General features: G+C 68.7%; 18 protein-coding genes. 6 read left to right on the top strand and 12 right to left on the bottom strand.

The window, feature by feature from the left end:
• The first annotated feature begins 41 nt into the window (after positions 1 to 41).
• A complete protein-coding gene (locus AB0M51_RS31630) occupies positions 42 to 1,184 on the top strand; it encodes a hypothetical protein (protein ID WP_344192929.1) in 1,143 nt (380 codons plus the stop codon).
• On the opposite strand, the gene AB0M51_RS31625 is transcribed toward AB0M51_RS31630, so the two are convergent.
• Positions 1,179 to 2,003, bottom strand: a complete 825-nt coding sequence (locus AB0M51_RS31625) for an acyltransferase domain-containing protein (RefSeq protein ID WP_344192931.1) — start codon at positions 2,001 to 2,003, stop codon at positions 1,179 to 1,181. The genes AB0M51_RS31630 and AB0M51_RS31625 overlap by 6 nt on opposite strands.
• Before the next feature lie 50 nt (positions 2,004 to 2,053).
• Between AB0M51_RS31625 and AB0M51_RS31620 the strand changes: the two genes are divergently transcribed.
• Both AB0M51_RS31620 and AB0M51_RS31615 read left to right on the top strand, forming a co-directional pair.
• Positions 2,054 to 2,872 (top strand): AraC family transcriptional regulator, encoded by an 819-nt coding sequence (locus tag AB0M51_RS31620; protein ID WP_344192933.1) that lies wholly within the window; start codon positions 2,054 to 2,056, stop codon positions 2,870 to 2,872.
• Between the two features lie 25 nt (positions 2,873 to 2,897).
• The gene (locus AB0M51_RS31615; RefSeq protein WP_344192935.1) at positions 2,898 to 3,251 is read left to right on the top strand and encodes a VOC family protein; all 354 of its coding nucleotides are present in this window, start codon (positions 2,898 to 2,900) and stop codon (positions 3,249 to 3,251) included.
• A 94-nt stretch (positions 3,252 to 3,345) separates the two neighbouring features.
• Here AB0M51_RS31615 and AB0M51_RS31610 read toward each other — a convergent pair whose 3' ends face one another.
• From AB0M51_RS31610 to AB0M51_RS31565, 10 genes are all read right to left on the bottom strand, one after another.
• Positions 3,346 to 4,389: a hypothetical protein gene (locus tag AB0M51_RS31610; protein WP_344192937.1), complete on the bottom strand. Its 1,044-nt coding sequence runs from the start codon at positions 4,387 to 4,389 to the stop codon at positions 3,346 to 3,348.
• A gap of 75 nt (positions 4,390 to 4,464) precedes the next feature.
• Positions 4,465 to 4,752 carry a 4a-hydroxytetrahydrobiopterin dehydratase gene (locus tag AB0M51_RS31605; RefSeq protein ID WP_344192939.1) on the bottom strand — a complete coding sequence of 96 codons (288 nt, stop codon included), beginning with the start codon at positions 4,750 to 4,752 and terminating at the stop codon, positions 4,465 to 4,467.
• A 4-nt stretch (positions 4,753 to 4,756) separates the two neighbouring features.
• Positions 4,757 to 7,186, bottom strand: a complete 2,430-nt coding sequence (locus tag AB0M51_RS31600; protein WP_363751685.1) for a glycoside hydrolase domain-containing protein — start codon at positions 7,184 to 7,186, stop codon at positions 4,757 to 4,759.
• A 75-nt stretch (positions 7,187 to 7,261) separates the two neighbouring features.
• A complete protein-coding gene (locus tag AB0M51_RS31595; RefSeq protein WP_344192943.1) occupies positions 7,262 to 8,644 on the bottom strand; it encodes an MFS transporter in 1,383 nt (460 codons plus the stop codon).
• Between the two features lie 34 nt (positions 8,645 to 8,678).
• Positions 8,679 to 10,742 (bottom strand): AarF/UbiB family protein, encoded by a 2,064-nt coding sequence (locus tag AB0M51_RS31590; protein ID WP_344192945.1) that lies wholly within the window; start codon positions 10,740 to 10,742, stop codon positions 8,679 to 8,681.
• A gap of 135 nt (positions 10,743 to 10,877) precedes the next feature.
• On the bottom strand, positions 10,878 to 11,630 hold the full coding sequence (locus AB0M51_RS31585) for a succinate dehydrogenase/fumarate reductase iron-sulfur subunit (protein WP_344192947.1): 753 nt from the start codon (positions 11,628 to 11,630) through the stop codon (positions 10,878 to 10,880).
• Positions 11,627 to 13,504 carry a fumarate reductase/succinate dehydrogenase flavoprotein subunit gene (locus tag AB0M51_RS31580; RefSeq protein ID WP_344192949.1) on the bottom strand — a complete coding sequence of 626 codons (1,878 nt, stop codon included), beginning with the start codon at positions 13,502 to 13,504 and terminating at the stop codon, positions 11,627 to 11,629. The genes AB0M51_RS31585 and AB0M51_RS31580 overlap by 4 nt, the downstream gene beginning before the upstream one ends.
• A 17-nt stretch (positions 13,505 to 13,521) precedes the next feature.
• A complete protein-coding gene (locus tag AB0M51_RS31575; RefSeq protein ID WP_344192951.1) occupies positions 13,522 to 14,241 on the bottom strand; it encodes a hypothetical protein in 720 nt (239 codons plus the stop codon).
• 80 nt (positions 14,242 to 14,321) lie between these two features.
• The gene (locus AB0M51_RS31570; protein WP_344192953.1) at positions 14,322 to 14,609 is read right to left on the bottom strand and encodes a hypothetical protein; all 288 of its coding nucleotides are present in this window, start codon (positions 14,607 to 14,609) and stop codon (positions 14,322 to 14,324) included.
• 107 nt (positions 14,610 to 14,716) lie between these two features.
• The gene (locus AB0M51_RS31565; RefSeq protein WP_344192956.1) at positions 14,717 to 15,343 is read right to left on the bottom strand and encodes a hypothetical protein; all 627 of its coding nucleotides are present in this window, start codon (positions 15,341 to 15,343) and stop codon (positions 14,717 to 14,719) included.
• On the opposite strand from AB0M51_RS31565, the gene AB0M51_RS31560 reads away from it, so the two are divergent.
• From AB0M51_RS31560 to mshB, 3 genes are all read left to right on the top strand, one after another.
• Positions 15,315 to 15,761 (top strand): (deoxy)nucleoside triphosphate pyrophosphohydrolase, encoded by a 447-nt coding sequence (locus AB0M51_RS31560; RefSeq protein WP_344192958.1) that lies wholly within the window; start codon positions 15,315 to 15,317, stop codon positions 15,759 to 15,761. The two genes, AB0M51_RS31565 and AB0M51_RS31560, sit on opposite strands and share 29 nt — an antisense overlap.
• Before the next feature lie 138 nt (positions 15,762 to 15,899).
• The gene (locus tag AB0M51_RS31555) at positions 15,900 to 16,196 is read left to right on the top strand and encodes a LuxR C-terminal-related transcriptional regulator (RefSeq protein WP_344192960.1); all 297 of its coding nucleotides are present in this window, start codon (positions 15,900 to 15,902) and stop codon (positions 16,194 to 16,196) included.
• A gap of 51 nt (positions 16,197 to 16,247) precedes the next feature.
• Positions 16,248 to 17,159 (top strand): N-acetyl-1-D-myo-inositol-2-amino-2-deoxy-alpha-D-glucopyranoside deacetylase, encoded by a 912-nt coding sequence (gene mshB / locus AB0M51_RS31550; protein ID WP_344192962.1) that lies wholly within the window; start codon positions 16,248 to 16,250, stop codon positions 17,157 to 17,159.
• On the opposite strand, the gene AB0M51_RS31545 is transcribed toward mshB, so the two are convergent.
• Positions 17,098 to 18,036, bottom strand: a complete 939-nt coding sequence (locus AB0M51_RS31545) for a DMT family transporter (RefSeq protein WP_363751679.1) — start codon at positions 18,034 to 18,036, stop codon at positions 17,098 to 17,100. The genes mshB and AB0M51_RS31545 overlap by 62 nt on opposite strands.
• Positions 18,037 to 18,044 lie beyond the last annotated feature (8 nt).

The following is an 18,044-nucleotide window of genomic DNA, read 5'->3' as shown; positions in this document are numbered from 1 at the left end:
GAACCAACCTTTCCGCCCTTCCGTGCGTCAGTAGACAGGTGGTGAGGCCTGGGGTGAACCTCGCGGCCGCTGTGGTTGTCGTCGCGGCGGTCGTCGCCGGATGTGCCGACGTACCGCTGGAGGGCGCTCCGAAGCCCAGCAAACACACGGTTCCCAGGACCGGTGTGACGCCGTCGCCGAAGCCGACCACGCCAAGCGCGTCGACACCCTCGACGCCGAAACTTCCGGCGGCGGCGCCGGTGCTGCGGTCCTTCCCGGCGCGGCTGCCGAACGGGAAGCCGCCGCTGTTCGTCGTGGTCTCGTTCGACGGCGCGGGCGACCTCGGGCTCTGGGCGCACTGGCGGGCCGTCGCCAAGCAGGTCAACGCGCGGATGACGTTCTTCCTGTCCGGGCCGTACCTCTACCCGGAGGACCACCGCACCGACTACAAACCGCCGTACAAGAAGCCCGGCGCGTCCGACATCGGGTGGGGCGACACCGCGAACATCCTCGGCCGCACGAAGGTACTGCGGGAGGCGATCGCCGAGGGCCACGAGATCGGCACGCACGCCAACGGGCACTTCTGCGGCAAGGACGGCATCGGCCGTTGGACGACTGCGCAGTGGACCGCCGAGCTGAACGCGTTCGACCGGATGGTCCGGACCGGACCGACGCTGGCCGCGGGCAAGACCGTCCAGCCGCCGTTCGACCCGTCGACCGTGAAGGGCATGCGGACGCCGTGCCTGGAGGGCAACCGCGCCGCCTACCGGGCCGCGATGGTCCGCCGCGGCATGCTGTACGACGCCTCCACGCCCGGCTACCTCGCCTGGCCGAAGAAGGAGAACGGGGTCTGGAACTTCCCGCTCGAGTCGGTTCCGCTCGCGGGGACGAAGAAGATCACGCTGACGATGGACTACAACCTCTGGTACTCGCAGACCAAGGCGAAGCGGGCGCCGGTCGCCCAGGCGCCGGCGATGAAGGCGCAGGTGCTCGCGACGTACCGGCAGACGCTTGCCAAGTCCCGCGCCGGCGACAACCCGCCGCTGTTCCTCGGCAACCACTTCAACCACTGGAACAACAGCGTGTACTCCGACGCGCTCACCCAGTTCGTGCTGGAGACGTGCAAGCAGCCCGACGTCCGGTGCGTGTCGAACATGGAACTCGCGAGCTGGTTGGCCAAGAACGGCGTACCCGGGCGGTCATAGCTCCAGGTAGCCGAACCCGCTCTGCCAGGTGCCGCCGTCCTTGATCCGCTGCACGACGAGGCGCTGCAGCGTGGTGTCCTGCGGGAGCTCGTCGAGGTGATCGGTGCCGTGCGTACGGAACGTGAAGAAGATCGCGCTGTCCTGGCTGTCGACCGGCGTCCCGTACGGCGTGAACCGGCGGCCGAACTTCACCATGTTCGAGTCCTGCGGCAGGTGGTCCAGCAGGTACGGGTCGATCAGCCACGACCACAACGTCGCGATCCGCACCGGGTGCTCCGGGAAGTATCGCGGGAAGAACTCGCGGGCCTGCTGCAGGCTGTCGTCGACCAGCTCCGGGGTCAGCGGGCCGATCTCCGGGATGTGGACGCCGATCACCCACTCGCCGGTCTCGACACCCGGGACCGGGTCCTTCTCGGTGACCTCGTACAGCATGTACTGCAGCCGGCCGAGCGAGTAGATCTGGCCGTTCCAGAAGTGCCGCAGCCACCAGTGCGTCTCGAGGCCGTAGTCACCGTGCGTACGGCGGTTGACCTTGAGCTGCTGGCCGAGATCCGCGAGCGAGGCCCAGCTGATCTCGTCCGGGATGCCGCGCTCGGTGTGGAACCGGCGGATGTCCGGGACGGTGTCGAGGTACGCCTGGACCGAGTTCCGCGGGTCCTCGGGAAAGGTCGGCTCGGGCTCGCTGCCGAGCTTGCCGACCGCGGCCCGGAGCTGGTCGGCGAGATCCTTCACTGCCACCGGATCCGGCCTGAACGCCTCCGCCGCCTCCCGATCAAGCTCCGAAAACCCCAGCAGCCGGTACTCCTCAGCAGTCGTCACCGGTCAACGGTAACCGATGTAACCGCGGCCAGAACCTTACGATCTGAGGCGTGAGCTACCAGCGGTTTCCGGTGCCGGAGCGGTTGCAGGGTGTGGTCGAGCATGTCTGGATGGTCGAGTCCGCGCCGCTGCCGGAGGTCCGGCGGGAGATCCTGATCCCGAACGGGCGCCCCGGGTTGGCGATCGCGCTCGCGGATCCGGGGACGCGGCACGATCCGGTGACGGGCGCCGAGTGGGTGAACTCGGGGTCGGTGTTCGGCGTGATGACCCGGCCGCACGTGCTCGGGCAGATCGGTACGTCGAGCTACGTCGGCGTCGAGTTCACGCCGTGGGGACTGGCGGCGTTCGGGTTGCCGGCGTTGGTGGACTCGGTGCGGGAGCTATCGGAGTGGGCCGGTGCCGAGGCTGTGGCCGGGTTGCTGGGGGAGTTGCGGGCGGTGCCGTTCGGGGCTGCCCGGGCGGAGCGGCTGGCGGGGTTCCTGGCGGCCCGGCTGACCGGGGTCGACGTACCGCAGGTGGTGGTGGAGGCGGTGCGGGCGATCGACGAGCTGCGTGGGCGGGTCGCGGTGGCGGAGGTCGTGCGGCGGTGCGGGACGTCGTACAGCACGCTGTATCGGTTGTTCCGGCGGAGCGTGGGGATCGGACCGAAGCAGTACGCCGAGATCATCCGGTACTACGAGTTCGTCGGCGGGCTGCTGGGCGGTCCGGCGGATGCGGCGGCGACGCTGGCCGCGCTGCACGGGTACTACGACCAGGCGCACGCGGCGCGGGACTTCAAGAAGTACACCGGCGTCAGCGCGACGACGTTCCTCGCGGTGCAGAACGGGATCGCGGCGCTGATGCATGAAAGATCCGTCCAAGACGAATAGCCGCCGTGCCTACACGATCGTGGGTATGGGACGAATCATCCATGTCGAGATAGTTGCCGAGGACCACGACCGGGCGGCGGAGTTCTACACGAAGGTGTTCGGTTGGGAGGTGGCCCCGGCACCCGTGCCGAACGGCTATCTCGTGGCGCGGACCGGCTCGGGTGAGGGGATCGACGGAGCGATCATGAGCAACCGCTACCAGTCGCAGCCGACGATCGCCTGGATCGAAGTCGACGACCTCGAAGCAACGCTGGCCGCCGTGCGCTCGGCTGGTGGCACGCCGGTCGGCGAGATCCAGGAACTCCCAGGCGTAGGCCGCCTCAGCTACGTCCGCGACACCGAAGGCGTGCTGATCGGACTGCGTCAGGAGCGGACCTGAGGCACTCACCAACCCGCCGCAGCCGGAGCCGCGCACGCTCAGCGCGGCGCCGGCACGGGTCCTTCGGCCGCGTTGGTGAGTGCTGGAGGTCCGCCTACCGCTCCTCGGCGAGGCCCAGGTAGAGGATCTTGGGGTTGGCAGGGTTGAAGGCGAGGGAGGGGATGCCGTCGTTCTGGTTGTGCTGTTTGGTGAGGGCTCCGGTGGAGGGGACGAAGCGGTAGAGGTCGGCGCCGAAGTTGGCGAAGGATGTGCCGTAGCTGAAGTAGAGCAGGTCCGGGTCGACGGGGGAGGCCCACATCCGGTTGCCGTTGACGAGGTCGGCGCGGGACTGGTCGAGGACCTCGCGGAACTTCAGCCCGCCGTCGTCGGACTGCCAGATGAACCGGGTCGAGCGGTCCCGGTCGTACCCCTCCAGCCACACCTTGGACGGATCTGCCGGTGAGATCGTCAGGCTGAACGCGTTCACCCGCTCCACCGCCCGCGCCCGCGTCCAGGTCCGGCCGCCGTCGTACGTCGTGTAGACGCCGTCCGACATCACCCCGACGACGATGTGATCAGGGTTCCGCGGATCCACCACCGCGTCGTACAGGAAGAGATCGGCGGCTGCCGGTACGCCGATCCGCTGCCAGGTCGTGCCGTCGTCGGTGGAGTCGTAGATCTGCCCGTCCGTGGACACCGCGCGCAACCGCCCGGCGCGGGCGTCGAGCGCCGCCAGGCCGTTCCACTGGACCGGCCCGAGGGTCGAGGTGACCTGCGAACCGTGCACGCGATAGATCGGCTGGTCGTTGACGCTGTAGATGTACGCCGAGTCGCCCGGCCCGGGCTGGACGTCGTACGTGCTGAGGTCGTCAGGCGACTTGTCGAGCAGTTGCCAGCTGCAGCCGGCGTCGCTGGACCGCTGGATCGACCGCTGGCCGATGCTGATCAGCGTGTTGGGCTCCTGCAGCGCGGCGACCTTCGCGTATGTGACGGCCTGCAGCGTGCCGGTCGTCGGCGCGAGCACCTGGCCGTCGGTGCGGGTGATGGTCACCGAGCCGTCGCCGTACACCTTGTCGCAGTGCGGCTGGTTCCAGGACAAGCCAGGGGTCGGCGGAAGCAGTGTCAGCAGGACGGTCAGCGCGCTCGTGATCGGAGTCATCCCTTAGATGTAAGGGATTGCGGGCACCACGAGCCAGCGCCTGCCCTGGCCGACAGGCGCCATGACGTAAAGCGGTCAGCCTGCGGCGGTGTCGATGTGGCGGGCGAGGACCAGGTCGTCGTCGGTGATGCCGCCGGCCTCGTGGCTGCTGACCCGGAACGTGATCGTCGTGTAGCGGATGTCGATGTCCGGGTGGTGGTTCATCGACTCGGCCAGCTGGGCGACGGTCGCGACCAGGCGGATGCCGTCCAGGAAGTTGTCCCTCTTGACGCTCCGGACCAGTTCGTTGTCCACGACCTTCCAGTTCGGCAGGTGGTCGCGCAGCGCGACGTCGATCTGGTCGTCGGTCAAAAGGTCAGCCATGCAGTCACTCTAGACCCACCAACGTAGCGATGACGTCGGTACGCCAGGCCCGGTACCGGACCGGGTCCTCGGTGAAGGTGCGCTGGTCGGTCACCACGGCGTTCGCGGACAGCAACTCGGTCGCGTGTGCGCGCACGGGGGGCGGGATGTGCGTGTCGGTCTGCAGGCGCTGCCGGAGCAACCAGAGCAGGTTGTAGTCCTCCATGCCGTCGCGGAAGTTCTCCAGCCGGATCGACGCCATCGGTCCGTTCGGGCCAGGGTAGAACATCGAGCCGTCGCCGGCGGTGCCGTTGAAGGTACCGGCTTTCCACGCGGACAGGATGCCGTCGTTCACCAGCAGTTGGTTCGCGTGGTCGGAGCGCAGCCAGCGGTTCGTCGCGTAGTACAGCATGCCCTCGACGCCCGCCTTGAAGGACATTGGCCCGGCCAACGTCCTGGTGTCGATCGGCGGGTAGCCGTTGAACCAGTTCGGCAGTGGCGAACCGGTCGCGATGTCCGGGTACCACCAGGCCTGGTCGCCGCGAGCACGGGTGCGCTCGGCGACCGCCTGGTTGTAGAGGTCCTGCTGTGGAGCCCAGATGTCGACGAGCCCGGTCAGTCCGGTGTCGACGCCCATCGAGTTGTCCCGTAGCGTGGTCATGATCGGCAGGTCCGGGAACGCCTGCTTCACCGCGGCGAACGTTCGCTTGGCCGCCTCCAGCAGTGGCCCGCCGGCCTCGTCGAAGCCGTACACGTAGGCGTACTTGTCGACACCGGCCGCGCGGTAGCTGTCCATCGCGGTCCGCAGCTGCGCGATCCACGTGTCGATCTGCGCCTGCCAGGTCTCGGGCTTGGACGGGTTCAGCAGTCCGGCCCACAGGTAGAACGCGTTGAAGTCGCGCAGGCCGTAGTGGTCGCGGATGTACAGCACGTCGTCGACAGGGGTCGGCACGATCACCGGGTTCGCGTTTGAGGGGATGCAGGTGCAGGTGTAGAGCTGGTCGGGTTCGATCTTGTAGTCGTGCAGGAAGGACCAGTACTGGTGCTTGGTCGCCTCCTGTGCGGCCGGGTCGGTGATCCCGTACAGGTCGTTCACGATCGCGGGCGTGAACTGGAACGACGTGTTGAGCTTGGGTGAGTCTGGCACGGTCACCGGCCACACCTTGGCAGCGACGGTCATCGTCCGGGGCTGTTTGCCGGCCGCGGAGAACGTCACCTTCACGTGGTACGTCCCGGGCTTGGCGGTCGGCGCGGCCTTCAGCCGGATCCAGTACGGCTGGAAAGAGTCCGCCGGTACGTCGACCGCCGTCAGATCGTCGCGGATCGGGTCCGGCGTCCACCCGGCGTACGTCGGCCGGTGGTACACGTTCGTCGGCGTCACGTTCAGCGAGCCGACCGGTGCCACGGTCGCCTGCAGACCCGGTGGTACGGCGGTCACCCGCGCCTGTACGCCGGTCAGCGGCTCGGCGAACGGCAGTACGACGGCCTGCACGTTTTCGTACTCGCCACGGGTCAGCGACACCGTAGGCGCCGTACCGGTCGAGGTGAACGGGAGGTCCTTCGGGTATACCAGCGTCATCGAGTCCGCCGACTCCAGCCCGAAATCCGCTTTCTGGTCGTGGGCCCACGCCTGGATCGTGTCCGCCAGCCGCGGCACGGTCCGCTGGAGCGCGGCGACGGCGGCATTGAAAGGCTTGTACTGCGCGTAGGTCATCGGCCCGAGTTGCTGCCGCAGCTCCGCGCACTGCTTCGCCGCCGCGTCGACCTGCGCCCGCAGTTTGGCGTTGTCCGTCCGGAGCTCCTTGAGCTGGGTGCCTAGCTTGCTCAGTACGCCGTCGAAGTCCGCGAGCCGGAGCAACTGCGTCGCCGCCTGGTTCGCGTACGGCGTCTCGTCGTACGGGTAGCTGTCGACCAGCCGGAACGCGTCGTAGTGGCCGACCACCGGTGTCGTCGAGCGCGGCATCGAGAAGCCGATGTAGGCGATCCGGCTGATGTCGACGCCGGCCGCCGCGATGGTCTTCAGCTGCAGGTCGATCGGCGTCCAGTCGCGGGCCCGGATCGGGTAGTCGACGCCCCACGCCTTGTTCGAGCGGTCGCGGACCGTGATCCGGCCGACGGTCGTGTAGTCCTGCTCGGTGAAGAAGTCGAACCCGAGGACGGCGTGCCCGGACCAGTCGGAGACCGGGAGACTCGGCGTACCGGCGTACAGGTTGATGCCGGACGAAGCGCTCGCGCCCGGCGTACTGGCCGGGCCGATCGTGAACCTGAGGCCCGAGCTGCCGTGCGTCGGGTCCGCGGTGCGCTCGATCCTGTCGGCCTGGGGGAGCGTGACGGTCGCGCCCTGCAGGTCGGCATCACTCTCGAAGTCCTGGAACACACCGTCCGGCGGACTACCTGCCGAGAGCAGGCCGATGACCAAATTGCTTGCAGCCAGCAACAATCCGAGCTTGCGCATCGCCTGCTCCTCGCGCCGGGGGCGGGAATACGGTCCTCACCGTAAAACCGCCGCCGGTGCGCGTCAAGGCGTCGATCATTCTCGAAGTGTCCGGCGGGCCGCCAGGAAGCCCAGCAGGGCCAGGACGGCGCCCGCGGTGATGATCGCGCCGAAGACCCAGGGTCGCGGGTCGTCCGCGTTGAAGGCGAGCAGGGTACCGCTGATCGCCAGGCCGGTGGCGATGCTCATCGTGGCCGCCATCTGGCCGGCGCTGGAGTTCCGGCCGGAGTTGTTCTGGTCCGAGAGGTCCAGCGTGAGCACCGACAGGCTGGACGAGCTCAGGCCCATCCCGATGCCTGCGAAACCCCAGCCGATCAGGCCGAACCACGTCGTCGCGCCGGTCCACGCGAGCAGTGAGGTCGCAGTCAGCCCGATCGTCATGAAGGCCAGCCCGGTCCGCAGTACGGCGACCCGCGCGAACCCGTGCTCGCGGCCCTGCAGCCACGACCCGAACGCCCAGCACACCCCGGTGATCGACAACGTCACGCCGGCCTTGGACGGGCTGAAGTGGTGCTGCAGCGTGAGCAGCAACGGCAGGTACGCGCCGACTCCGGCGAAGGCGGCACCGCCGAGGGCGCGGACCGCGACGACGGCCGGGAACCCGCGCCGGGCGGTGAACGTGCCCGCGGGCATCACCCGCACGGCGGCCCGTCCGAGGACCAGGAGCGCGACGAGTACCGCCGTACCGCCGAGCACCGGATGGGCTTGGAGGTGGTCGCCGGCGACCGTCATCGTGAACAGCGCCACCGACGCGGCGAGCGCCCAGGGGAGCGCGGCGCGCCACGCCTCCAGTTCGGCGGCATCCTCGGCGGTGCGCTCCGGTGCCGGTACGCGGGCGGACTGGAGCATCGCCGGACGGAGCAGGAGCCAGCTCGGGACGAGCAGGGCGACCGCGCCGAGGAAGACCCAGCGCCAGCCGAACTGCTCGGTGACGACACCGGTCAGCACCGGCCCGAGCACCGACGGCAGGATCCACATCGCGGCGAACAACGAGAACATCCGTGGCCGCAGTACGGCGGGCAGCGCCCGGGCGACCAGCACCATCAGCGACACGTCGAGCAGGCCTTCGGCGAGACCGCTCAGCAGCCGGCCGGCGATCACCATCGGCATCGCGGCCGCCGTACCGACGAGCAGTTGGGCGAGCGCGAACGAGATCGCGCCGGCCCGCAATGTCGGAATCGGTCCGCGCCGGTCGGACCACAGGCCGGCGACCGCCAGCGAGATCAGGTAGCTGGCGTTCGGGGCCGCGTTCGCGAGTCCGAAACTGCCGAGCGCGTCGAACTCGCGGACCATCGTCGGCAGCGCCGTACCGACCGCGCGGTTCTCGAACGCGCCGAGCGTGACGAGGCCGATCACCCCGAGAACCAGGGGCAGATGTTGTCCGGTGAAGAGCTTGGGGCGGGCCTCGGTGACGGTCATGCCCGCTATCGTCGAAGTTAAAGTGAGGTTTAAGTCAAGCGCGACCGGGCAGCCGGAAGATCAGCACCAGGACGCGGAGCACCAGCACCGCGCAGATCACCAAAAGGTTGTAGCCGAACAGCTGGAACAGCGACATTGTCGCGGTGATCTTCGGGCCGCCGGCGGTGCCGAGCAGGAGCACGGCCATGATGCCGGCGGTGGCGCCGAGGACGACCAGCAGCACCTGGTGCAGCAGGGCGGTGACGTGCCGGCGGTCGCGCTCGTCGGCGAGCAGCCGGACGTTCACGCCGAGCCGGCCGCTCTCCGCCGCCGCCGCGATCCGGTCGATTCGGCGGGGCAGGCGGCGCAGCATCGGGAGGAGCTGAGCGAGCTCCTCGGTCGCCGTACGGCGGAGCGCGTCCGGGGCGAGCCGGTCGACCACATGCGCGCCCGCGAACTGGCGGGACGCCGCGACCAGGTCGAAGCCGGGGGAGATCCGGGAGATCGTGCCCTCGATCGTCGCCAGCGCCCGGAACACCGCCGCGACCTCCGGCGGTACGCCGAGCTCGTGCGAGGTGATGATCTTGAACAGGTCGTTGAACATCGCCGGCCCGAGCGTGACGCCCGCGGCCAGGTACTTCGTCATGAACTGGCCGACGGCACGCTCCAGCGAGCGCTCGTCGATCACGTCCGGGCGGTTGACGATCTCCAGCAGCGCATCGGTCGCCGCGACCGGGTCGCCGTGGTCGATCGCGAGCAGGAACCGCTGCAGCGCCTCCCGGGTGGCCGGGTCGAGCCGGCCGACCGAACCGAGGTCGAGCATCCCGATCCGGCCGTCGGCGAGCAGCAGGAAGTTGCCCGGGTGCGGGTCCGCGTGGAAGACGCCGTCGATCGCCACCTGGCCGAGCAGGCACTCGAACAGCGCCCGGCCGAGGCGGGCCGGGTCGAGCCCGCGGTCGGCGATCGCCTGCTGGGCGTTGCCGAGGCCGATACCGTCCAGACGCTGCATGGTCAGCACCCGGCGGGTACTGCGTTCCGGATGCAGCCGCGGTACGACGAGATCATTGCTGGCGGCAACGGAATGGCCGGCGGCGACAGTGGTCATGTTGCCGGCCTCGACGGTGAAGTCCAGCTCCTCACGCATCGCGTCGGCGAACCCGTCGGCGAGCGCACGGACCCCCATCGCCCGTCCCCAGTCCGTGTTCCGCTCCAGCAGCCGCGCGAGTCGCCGGACGATGTCCAGATCCCGCTCGACCAAGGAGGCGATCCCGGGCCTTTGCACCTTGACCACGACATCGAGCCCACCGCCGCCCCGCTCCGCGGTGCTGGAGGGGAAGGACGGAGCGGCGCCCGCGGAGGCGGAAGCCGGTGGCGCTCCCGTCGACGCCGGCGCGGCGACGTGCAGTTTCGCGGTGTAGACCTGGGCGACCGAGGCGGCGGCCAGTGGGGTGGTGTCGAACTCGGCGTACAGCTGGTTGATCGGGGCGCCGAGTTCGTCGATCAACACCTGTTCGATCTGCGGCCACGGCGCGGGGGTGACCTGGTCCTGCAGGCGGCTGAGTTCTTCGGCGACCGAGGCCGGGAGGATGTCGCTGCGGGTGGACAGCACCTGGCCGAGCTTCACGAACGTGACACCGGCCTCGTCGAGGGCGAGCCGCAGCGACCGGGCGAGTTCCGCCTGCCCGGCGGCGTTCTCCCGGCCGGGGCGGCGACGGCCGCGTAGGTACGGACCGAGGCCGTGCTTGATCGCGATCCGCAGGATCTGCAGGTACCGCCGAGTGCGGGCGATCCGGCCGCTCAGGTCACGCCGCAGATCCCGTGCCCGCGGCAACGACCCGGTCGGCACCAGCGCCTCCGCCAGCACCAGGAAGACCAGCCCGGCCAGCATCGACACCAGCGCGATCAGCACCATGTACGCCATCGCGGCGCCGTTCGACCCGGTCCACGGCGGCGGACCGATCATCGCGACCGCCAGCGGCCCGGACACGCTCAGCGTGATCAGCGCCCCCACCGCCAGCCGCCCGAACCCGAACCGCACCCCCAGCAGCCGCTGCGCGATCGGCACGAAGACCACCATGAAAACGACCAGATTCCCCAGCCGCAACACCACAACGTCCATGCCCGGAACCCTAGGCGCCACACCGCCGCGCGCGGCTCCCCCACGCGAGGGGTTGCCCCCTGAGCTGGAGGGTTGTGCGGAAAAGGGTGAGCCCCCGGGACCAGGTTTGGTTCCGGGGGCTCGGTGTGCTGCGGGTCAGGCCGGGCGGCGGCGGATCTTGTTGCCGAGCCAGACCAGGGGGTCGTACTTGCGGTCGACAACGCGTTCCTTCATCGGGATCAGGGCGTTGTCGGTGATCTTGATGTGTTCGGGGCAGACCTCGGTGCAGCACTTGGTGATGTTGCAGAAGCCGAGACCGTGCTGCTCCTGCGCGGCGTGCTGCCGGTCGGCGTCGTCGAGCGGGTGCATGTCCAGCTCGGCGATCCGCATCAGGAACCGCGGACCGGAGAAGTTCTCCTTGTTCTCCTCGTGGTCCCGGATCACGTGGCAGGTGTTCTGGCACAGGAAGCACTCGATGCACTTGCGGAACTCCTGCGAGCGTTCCACGTCCTGCTGCTGCATCCGGTACTCACCGGGCTTCAGGTCCGCCGGCGGCTTGAAGGCCGGCACCTCGCGGGCCTTCTGGTAGTTGTACGAGACGTCCGTGACCAGGTCCCGGATCACCGGGAACGTCCGCATCGGCGTGACCGTGACGACCTCGTCCTCTTCGAACGTGTTCATCCGGCACATGCACATCAGCTTCGGCATGCCGTTGATCTCGGCGCTGCAGGAGCCGCACTTGCCGGCCTTGCAGTTCCAGCGGACCGCCATGTCCGGCGCCTGGGTGGCCTGCAGCCGGTGGATGACGTCGAGGACAACCTCGCCCTCGTTCACCTCGACCTCGTAGTCCTTCAGCTCACCGCCGTCGGAGTCACCCCGCCACACGCGGAACTTGCCTTTGTAGCTCATGCGGTCGGCAACTCCTCTTCGGTCAGGTACTTCTTCAGCTCGTCGACCTCGAACAGTTCGAGCAGGTCCTCGCGCATCGGGATCTGCTGCTCCTCGCTGACGTCCACGCCGCCGTCGGCGTCGAGCTTGCAGACCAGCAGCTTCTTCCGCCACTCCGCCGACATCGCCGGGTAGTCGTCGCGGGTGTGACCGCCGCGCGACTCCTGCCGCTGCAGCGCCGCCTTCGCCACGCATTCGGAGACGGTCAGCATGTTCCGCAGGTCGAGCGCCAGGTGCCAGCCCGGGTTGAACTGCCGGTGGCCCTCCACCGTCATCTTCGCGATCCGGCCGCGGAACTCGGCCAGCCGGCCGAGCGCCTGCTCCATCTCGGCCTCCTTGCGGATGATGCCGACCAGGTCGTTCATCGACTGCTGCAGTTCCTGGTGGATCGAGTACGGGTTCTCGCCGCCCTCGAGCTCGAACGGCGCCAGCGCTTCCGTGGCGGCCGCGTCGATGTCGGCCTCGTCGATCTTCGGCCGCTCGGCCAGCGAGTCGACGTACGTCGCCGCGCCGAGGCCCGCGCGCCGCCCGAAGACCAGCAGGTCGGACAGCGAGTTGCCGCCGAGCCGGTTCGAGCCGTGCATGCCGCCCGCGACCTCACCGGCCGCGAACAGGCCGGGCACCTTCGAGGAAGCGGTGTCCGGGTCGACCTCGACGCCGCCCATCACGTAGTGACAGGTCGGGCCGACCTCCATCGGCTCCGCGGTGATGTCGACGTCGGCCAGCTCCTTGAACTGGTGGTGCATCGACGGCAGCCGCCGGGTGATCTCCTCGGCCGGGAGCCGGGTCGACACGTCCAGGAAGACACCGCCGTGCGGGGTGCCGCGGCCGGCCTTCACCTCGGAGTTGATCGCCCGGGCGACCTCGTCGCGGGGCAGCAGCTCCGGTGGGCGGCGATTGTTGTCCGGGTCCTTGTACCAGCGGTCCGCCTCGTCCTCGGATTCGGCGTACTGCGCCCGGAACACGTCCGGGACGTACTCGAACATGAAACGCTTGCCCTCGGAGTTCTTCAGTACGCCGCCGTCGCCGCGCACCGACTCCGTGACCAGGATGCCCTTCACCGAGGGCGGCCAGACCATGCCGGTCGGGTGGAACTGGATGAACTCCATGTTGATCAGGGTCGCGCCGGCCCGCATCGCGAGCGCGTGCCCGTCACCGGTGTACTCCCAGGAGTTCGAGGTGACCTTGAAGGACTTGCCGACGCCGCCGGTCGCCAGTACGACGGCCGGCGCCTCGAACAGCACGAACCGCCCGGACTCACGCCAGTACCCGAAAGCACCCGAGATCGCGTCGCCGTCCTTCAGCAGCTCGGTGATCGTGCACTCGGCGAACACCTTGAGGTTGGCCTCGTAGTCGCCGGTGGCCTCGAAGTCCTCCTGCTGCAGCGAGACGATCTTCTGCTGCAGGGTGCGGATCAGTTCCAGGCCGGTGCGGTCGCCGACGTGCGCGAGCCTCGGATAGGTGTGGCCGCCGAAGTTCCGCTGGCTGATCCGGCCGTCGGGCGTGCGGTCGAACAGTGCGCCGTACGTCTCCAGCTCCCAGACCCGGTCCGGGGCCTCCTGGGCGTGCAGCTCGGCCATCCGCCAGTTGTTCAGGAACTTCCCGCCGCGCATCGTGTCGCGGTAGTGGACCTGCCAGTTGTCGTTGGAGTTCGCGTTGCCCATCGCGGCCGCGCAGCCGCCCTCGGCCATCACCGTGTGCGCCTTGCCGAACAGCGACTTGCAGATGATCGCGGTCTTCTTGCCCTGCTCACGGGCCTCGATCGCCGCGCGCAGACCGGCGCCGCCGGCCCCGATCACGACGACGTCGTACGAGTGTCGTTCCAGCTCAGTCATGGAAAGTCTTCAGATCCTCAGTTGATGAAGCGCAGGTCGGAGAACCATCCGGCGGAGACCGCCATGATGTAGAAGTCGGTCAGGATCACGGTGAACAGCGACGTCATCGCGAAGGTGCCGTGCTTCGGGTTCAGCTTGGACACGAAGGTCCAGTACCGGTAGCGCATCGGGTGCTTGGAGAAGTTCTTCAGGCGGCCGCCGACGATGTGCCGGCAGGCGTGGCAGGACAGCGTGTACAGCCACAGGCAGACGAGGTTGATCCAGATGATCAGCGTGCCGAGGCCGATACCGAAGCCGCCGCCCTTGCCGTGGAAGGCCTGGACGCCGTCGTAGATGTTCAGCAGACCGAACAGCAGCGCACCGTAGAAGAAGTAGCGGTGCAGGTTCAGTGCGATCAGCGGGAACTTCCGCTCACCGGTGTAGGCCTTGTGCGGCTCGGGCACCGCGCACGCGGCCGGCGCGAAGAACAGCGACCGGTAGCCCGCCTTGCGGTAGTAGTAGCAGGTGCCGCGGAAGCCGGCCAGGACCACGAACGTGATCAGGCTGAACGGCAGGAAGCGCGGGAAGTTGCCGAACCAGGTGCCGAGATGGCTCGAGCCTTCGACACAGCTGCTGGTCACACACGGCGAGTACAGCGGGGTCAGGTAGTGGTACGCATCGACCCAGTACCACTTGTTCATGAAGATCCGGACCGTCGCGTAGACGATGAAGAACAGCAGGATCACGCCGATGCGCAACGGCGCGAGCCACCATTTGTCCGATCTTGCGGTCTTGAGGCCTACTTGAGCGCGGCCCGGGGCGCTTACTCCGGTAGCCATCAGGGGGCGTGCCTATCTGGGGCGCCGAAGCCTTCGTGCTCCGCGTCGGTCCACATGGACGCGTCATACTCCACGTCGGGAATCTCCTCGAGTTCCTCCGGAACGGGTCCGGGCCTGTGCCTGGGGTCGGGCGGGCCCAGCTCTGCGAGATCGTCGCTCAGCCGGGCCACGTCGGACACCAGGCGGCGGATGCCGAGGGTGTCACCGTACTCCTGGCTGAGTCTGCCGACGGCGGCGTGCAGCCCTTCGAGTGCGCGGGCGACTGCGGCAACCTCGCTGTTGCTCATGCCGACTCCAGTGATGGTTATGTAGCTGTCAGTATGGGCACACTTTGCCCCTGCCGAGCGCCCAACGGAAGACCCCTCGGTACGGCGTGTTTCCAGTTAGGCTTACCTCAGTTGCGACCGGCCGTCGGGTGGAGTAATGGAGCGAATCCGGCCTGCAACACAAGAAGATTCGCGGGTGGCGTCAACGTCTCGACCTGATGAAGACCGGCGGGCTCGAGCGGTACGCCGTACCCCTCCCAGGACCACGGCAGCACCCGCCCGCCGAGCACCAGCGCGGGCGACCCGTCGAACCGGACCATCGCGCCGTCGGGCAGTTCGGACAGGTGCTGGGTGGTCGTGCGCTGCCGCCGGGTGCGCGATTCGACGCGTTGGTGATGCAGGACTGCGTCCATCTCGGCCGCCCGCGGTCGTTCGGCCGAAGAATGCGCGGCCGCCCAGGCGCCGGCGTACAGCAGGTAATCCCTGCGTCTGCAGTAATGACACGGCCGATGTCCCGCCGCCAGCGCGACGGCCTCGTCGAAGAAGAACAGCGCGGTCCACCGGCCCGGCGGCATCGGATCGCGCCGGATCCCCTTCCACTCAAGGACGCAGCAGATCCACGCCTTCGAGCGCCAGCGGGTCGTGCCGAGCGTCCGGTCCGGGCGGTGGATGCTGCCGCGGTTGCCCATCAACAATCCGCGGCCGGGCTCGGCCACGATCTCCTGGGTGGGCAGAACCCTGTTCTGCAAGGGCATGAACAGCATCCTGCCGCACGCGATGGACAGTTTCTGGCAGAGTCACCGCGTGAAGACAGTGGTGGGAGTCGCGGTAATAGGAGACGGCCGGGTGCTGGCGGCGTACCGGCCCGACCCCGGCGGTGGGTGGGAGTTCCCGGGCGGGAAGGTGGAGCCGGGGGAGACCGACGAGCAGGCCGCCGTACGGGAGCTCCGCGAGGAACTCGACCTGGAGATCAAGGTCGGCGACGCGCTCGGGCCGGCAGTGAACATCTCGTCCGAGTACCAGCTGCACGTCTATCTCGCGACAGTGGTTTCCGGCGATCCGGTACTGCGGGAACACTCTGAGCTGAGGTGGTTCGCGGCCGCCGAGCTGGACGAGACGGGCTGGCTGGTCCCCGATCGGCCCTTCGTCCGGGAACTTCGTACCAGATTGTAAGTGGTACACATCACACTTCCGCCCGGCGCCGATTGCTCACGCTCCGGAACTGTATGGGTCGTTTGTATGGGTTGTACCTGGCGAGTGGTTCAGCCGCCGGACGAGAATCCTTGCCTGACTCTTGGGGAGGAGTGACGTATGTCGGTGTACCCGGCAGTTCCGGTGGTGCGGAGGGAGGACTTCGCACCAGAGGTCGTCTGCGAGGTGTACGAGCTCGGCTCGCACCGGCGGACGCCCGCGGCGGTGAAGGAGCTGACCAGCCGTCAGGTGGCGATCGGCCGGATGATGTCGACCGGCGCCAAGGACGCGGCGATCGCCCGTGAGCTGGGGCTCTCGCTGCGCACCGTGCGGGCGGAGATCAGCGCGCTGATCAAGGGCCTCGGCGCGCAGTCGCGGTTCCAGGCGGGCTGCCTGCTGGTCCGCCGGTTCGGCTGATCTCCCGGAACTGCTCCGGAATTTGTCCGGGCGCCGACGTAGGCTTTCGGCATGGTTGAGCTTGCTGAGCGCCGGCTGCTGCTGGTGCACGCCCACCCGGACGACGAAACCATCAACAACGGTGTGACGATGGCGCGATACGTGGCCGAGGGAGCGCACGTCACGCTGATCACCTGCACCCTCGGCGAAGAGGGCGAGGTCCTGGTCCCCGAGCTGGCGCACCTGGCCGCCGACCAGGAGGACGGCCTCGGCCGGCACCGGATCGGCGAGCTGGCGAACGCGATGTCCGAGCTCGGTGTCACCGACCACCGGTTCCTCGGTGCGACGGGCAAGTACCGCGACACCGGGATGATCTACAACGACCAGGGCAACGCGGACGTCCCGCCGGAGACCCGCAAGGACAGCTTCTGGCAGGCCGACCTGCTCGACGCGGCCAACGACCTGGTCCCGGTGATCCGCGAGCTCCGGCCCCAGGTCCTGGTCACCTACGACCAGTGGGGCAACTACGGTCACCCGGACCACATCAAGGCACACCGGGTCGCGATGTACGCCGCGCACCTGGCCGCCGCCCGCTCGTACCGCGAGGACCTCGGCGAGGCCTGGGACATCCCGAAGATCTACTGGACCGCGATGGCGGAGTCGCCGATGCGCGAGCAGTTGCGGGCGCTCCGCGACGCCGGTGACACCACGACGTTCGAGGGCATGGACCCGGACGGCCCGCTGCCGCCGATGATCACCCCGGACCGGCTGATCGACTGCGTGATCGCCGGCGAGGAGTACCTCGACCGGAAGATGAACGCGATGAAGGCGCACGCCACCCAGATCACCGTGGACGGCCCGTTCTTCGCCCTGTCCAACAACAACGGCAACCAGATCTGGGCCTCCGAGCCGTACCGGCTCGTCAAGGGGACCGCCGCCCCGGACGCCGACGGCCTCGAGCACGATCTGTTCGCTGGCCTCTGAGCCGATTGCCGGAGAAGTAGGCACCGGCCACGATCAGCACCGATCCGATCAGCTGGAGCACGGTCGGCCGCTCGTGCAGCACGACAGCGCTGAGCACGAGCGCGCCGACCGGCGTCAGCATCAGCAGGGCCGCCCCGACGTGGCTGGGCAGTAGCGGCGAGTTCGTCGCCACGAGCAGCCAGCCGACCACGGTCCCGGCGACCGCGACGCCGATCAGCCAGCCGATGACGCGGAACCCGGGCGTCAGGTCGACGCCGCGCCACAGCCATCCGCCGGCCAGTGAGACCAAGCCGGCTGCGGCGATCACGACGAAGTAGTTCTGGACCGGCCGGCCGGTCGTGCCGGTCCGCCGGAGCAGATACAGGAAGACCGAGTAGCACGCGGCGGCCAGGACCGCGTGGATCGTCCCTTGCACAGGGTTTGTTCCGGCGGCGCCGCCGTCCACCAGCCCGGCGGTCAGCGCGACGCCGAGCAGCATCACGGGCACCCAGGCGACGAAGCGACGAGGTACGGACTCGCCGTCGATCGCCCAGGCCAGCAGCGGTACGCCGATCACCTGGACGTTCACCACCACCGTCGACAGACCGGCGCCGACCTCCTCGATCGCGCGGGTCCACAGCAGCATGTCGCCCGCGAAGAACACCCCGGCCAGCAGCGCGGCCGGCAGTTGGCGGCGATCGAGCGGGCGATGCCGGTGCCGTTCGAGGGCGGCGACCACCGCGAGCAGCGGAAGCGACAGCACGCAGCGGTAGAAGCTCGCGGTGCCGGGGGTCGTACCGGCGAGGTCGATGAGGACCGAAGACACCGAGACGAACAACGCCCCGATGCCCAGCCGAACCGCGGGGCCTGCCGGTCGCCTCTGTGGGTCACCGCCCATCGCCGTCC

This window comes from Kribbella sp. NPDC051137 (assembly GCF_040682535.1).
Taxonomy (GTDB): domain Bacteria; phylum Actinomycetota; class Actinomycetes; order Propionibacteriales; family Kribbellaceae; genus Kribbella; species Kribbella karoonensis.
This window is presented reverse-complemented; position numbering and strand designations above follow the sequence as displayed.

Bases quoted from the DNA above. Each gene is read 5' to 3' on its own strand.
- AB0M51_RS31545 (WP_363751679.1), bottom strand. From the start codon at position 18,036: ATGGGCGGTGACCCACAGAGGCGACCGGCAGGCCCCGCGGTTCGGCTG.
- AB0M51_RS31555 (WP_344192960.1), top strand. From the start codon at position 15,900: ATGTCGGTGTACCCGGCAGTTCCGGTGGTGCGGAGGGAGGACTTCGCA.
- AB0M51_RS31565 (WP_344192956.1), bottom strand. From the start codon at position 15,343: ATGCCCTTGCAGAACAGGGTTCTGCCCACCCAGGAGATCGTGGCCGAG.
- AB0M51_RS31610 (WP_344192937.1), bottom strand. From the start codon at position 4,389: ATGACTCCGATCACGAGCGCGCTGACCGTCCTGCTGACACTGCTTCCG.
- AB0M51_RS31605 (WP_344192939.1), bottom strand. From the start codon at position 4,752: ATGGCTGACCTTTTGACCGACGACCAGATCGACGTCGCGCTGCGCGAC.
- AB0M51_RS31600 (WP_363751685.1), bottom strand. From the start codon at position 7,186: ATGCGCAAGCTCGGATTGTTGCTGGCTGCAAGCAATTTGGTCATCGGC.
- AB0M51_RS31595 (WP_344192943.1), bottom strand. From the start codon at position 8,644: ATGACCGTCACCGAGGCCCGCCCCAAGCTCTTCACCGGACAACATCTG.
- AB0M51_RS31585 (WP_344192947.1), bottom strand. From the start codon at position 11,630: ATGAGCTACAAAGGCAAGTTCCGCGTGTGGCGGGGTGACTCCGACGGC.
- AB0M51_RS31570 (WP_344192953.1), bottom strand. From the start codon at position 14,609: ATGAGCAACAGCGAGGTTGCCGCAGTCGCCCGCGCACTCGAAGGGCTG.
- mshB (WP_344192962.1), top strand. From the start codon at position 16,248: ATGGTTGAGCTTGCTGAGCGCCGGCTGCTGCTGGTGCACGCCCACCCG.
- AB0M51_RS31615 (WP_344192935.1), top strand. From the start codon at position 2,898: ATGGGACGAATCATCCATGTCGAGATAGTTGCCGAGGACCACGACCGG.
- AB0M51_RS31590 (WP_344192945.1), bottom strand. From the start codon at position 10,742: ATGGACGTTGTGGTGTTGCGGCTGGGGAATCTGGTCGTTTTCATGGTG.
- AB0M51_RS31580 (WP_344192949.1), bottom strand. From the start codon at position 13,504: ATGACTGAGCTGGAACGACACTCGTACGACGTCGTCGTGATCGGGGCC.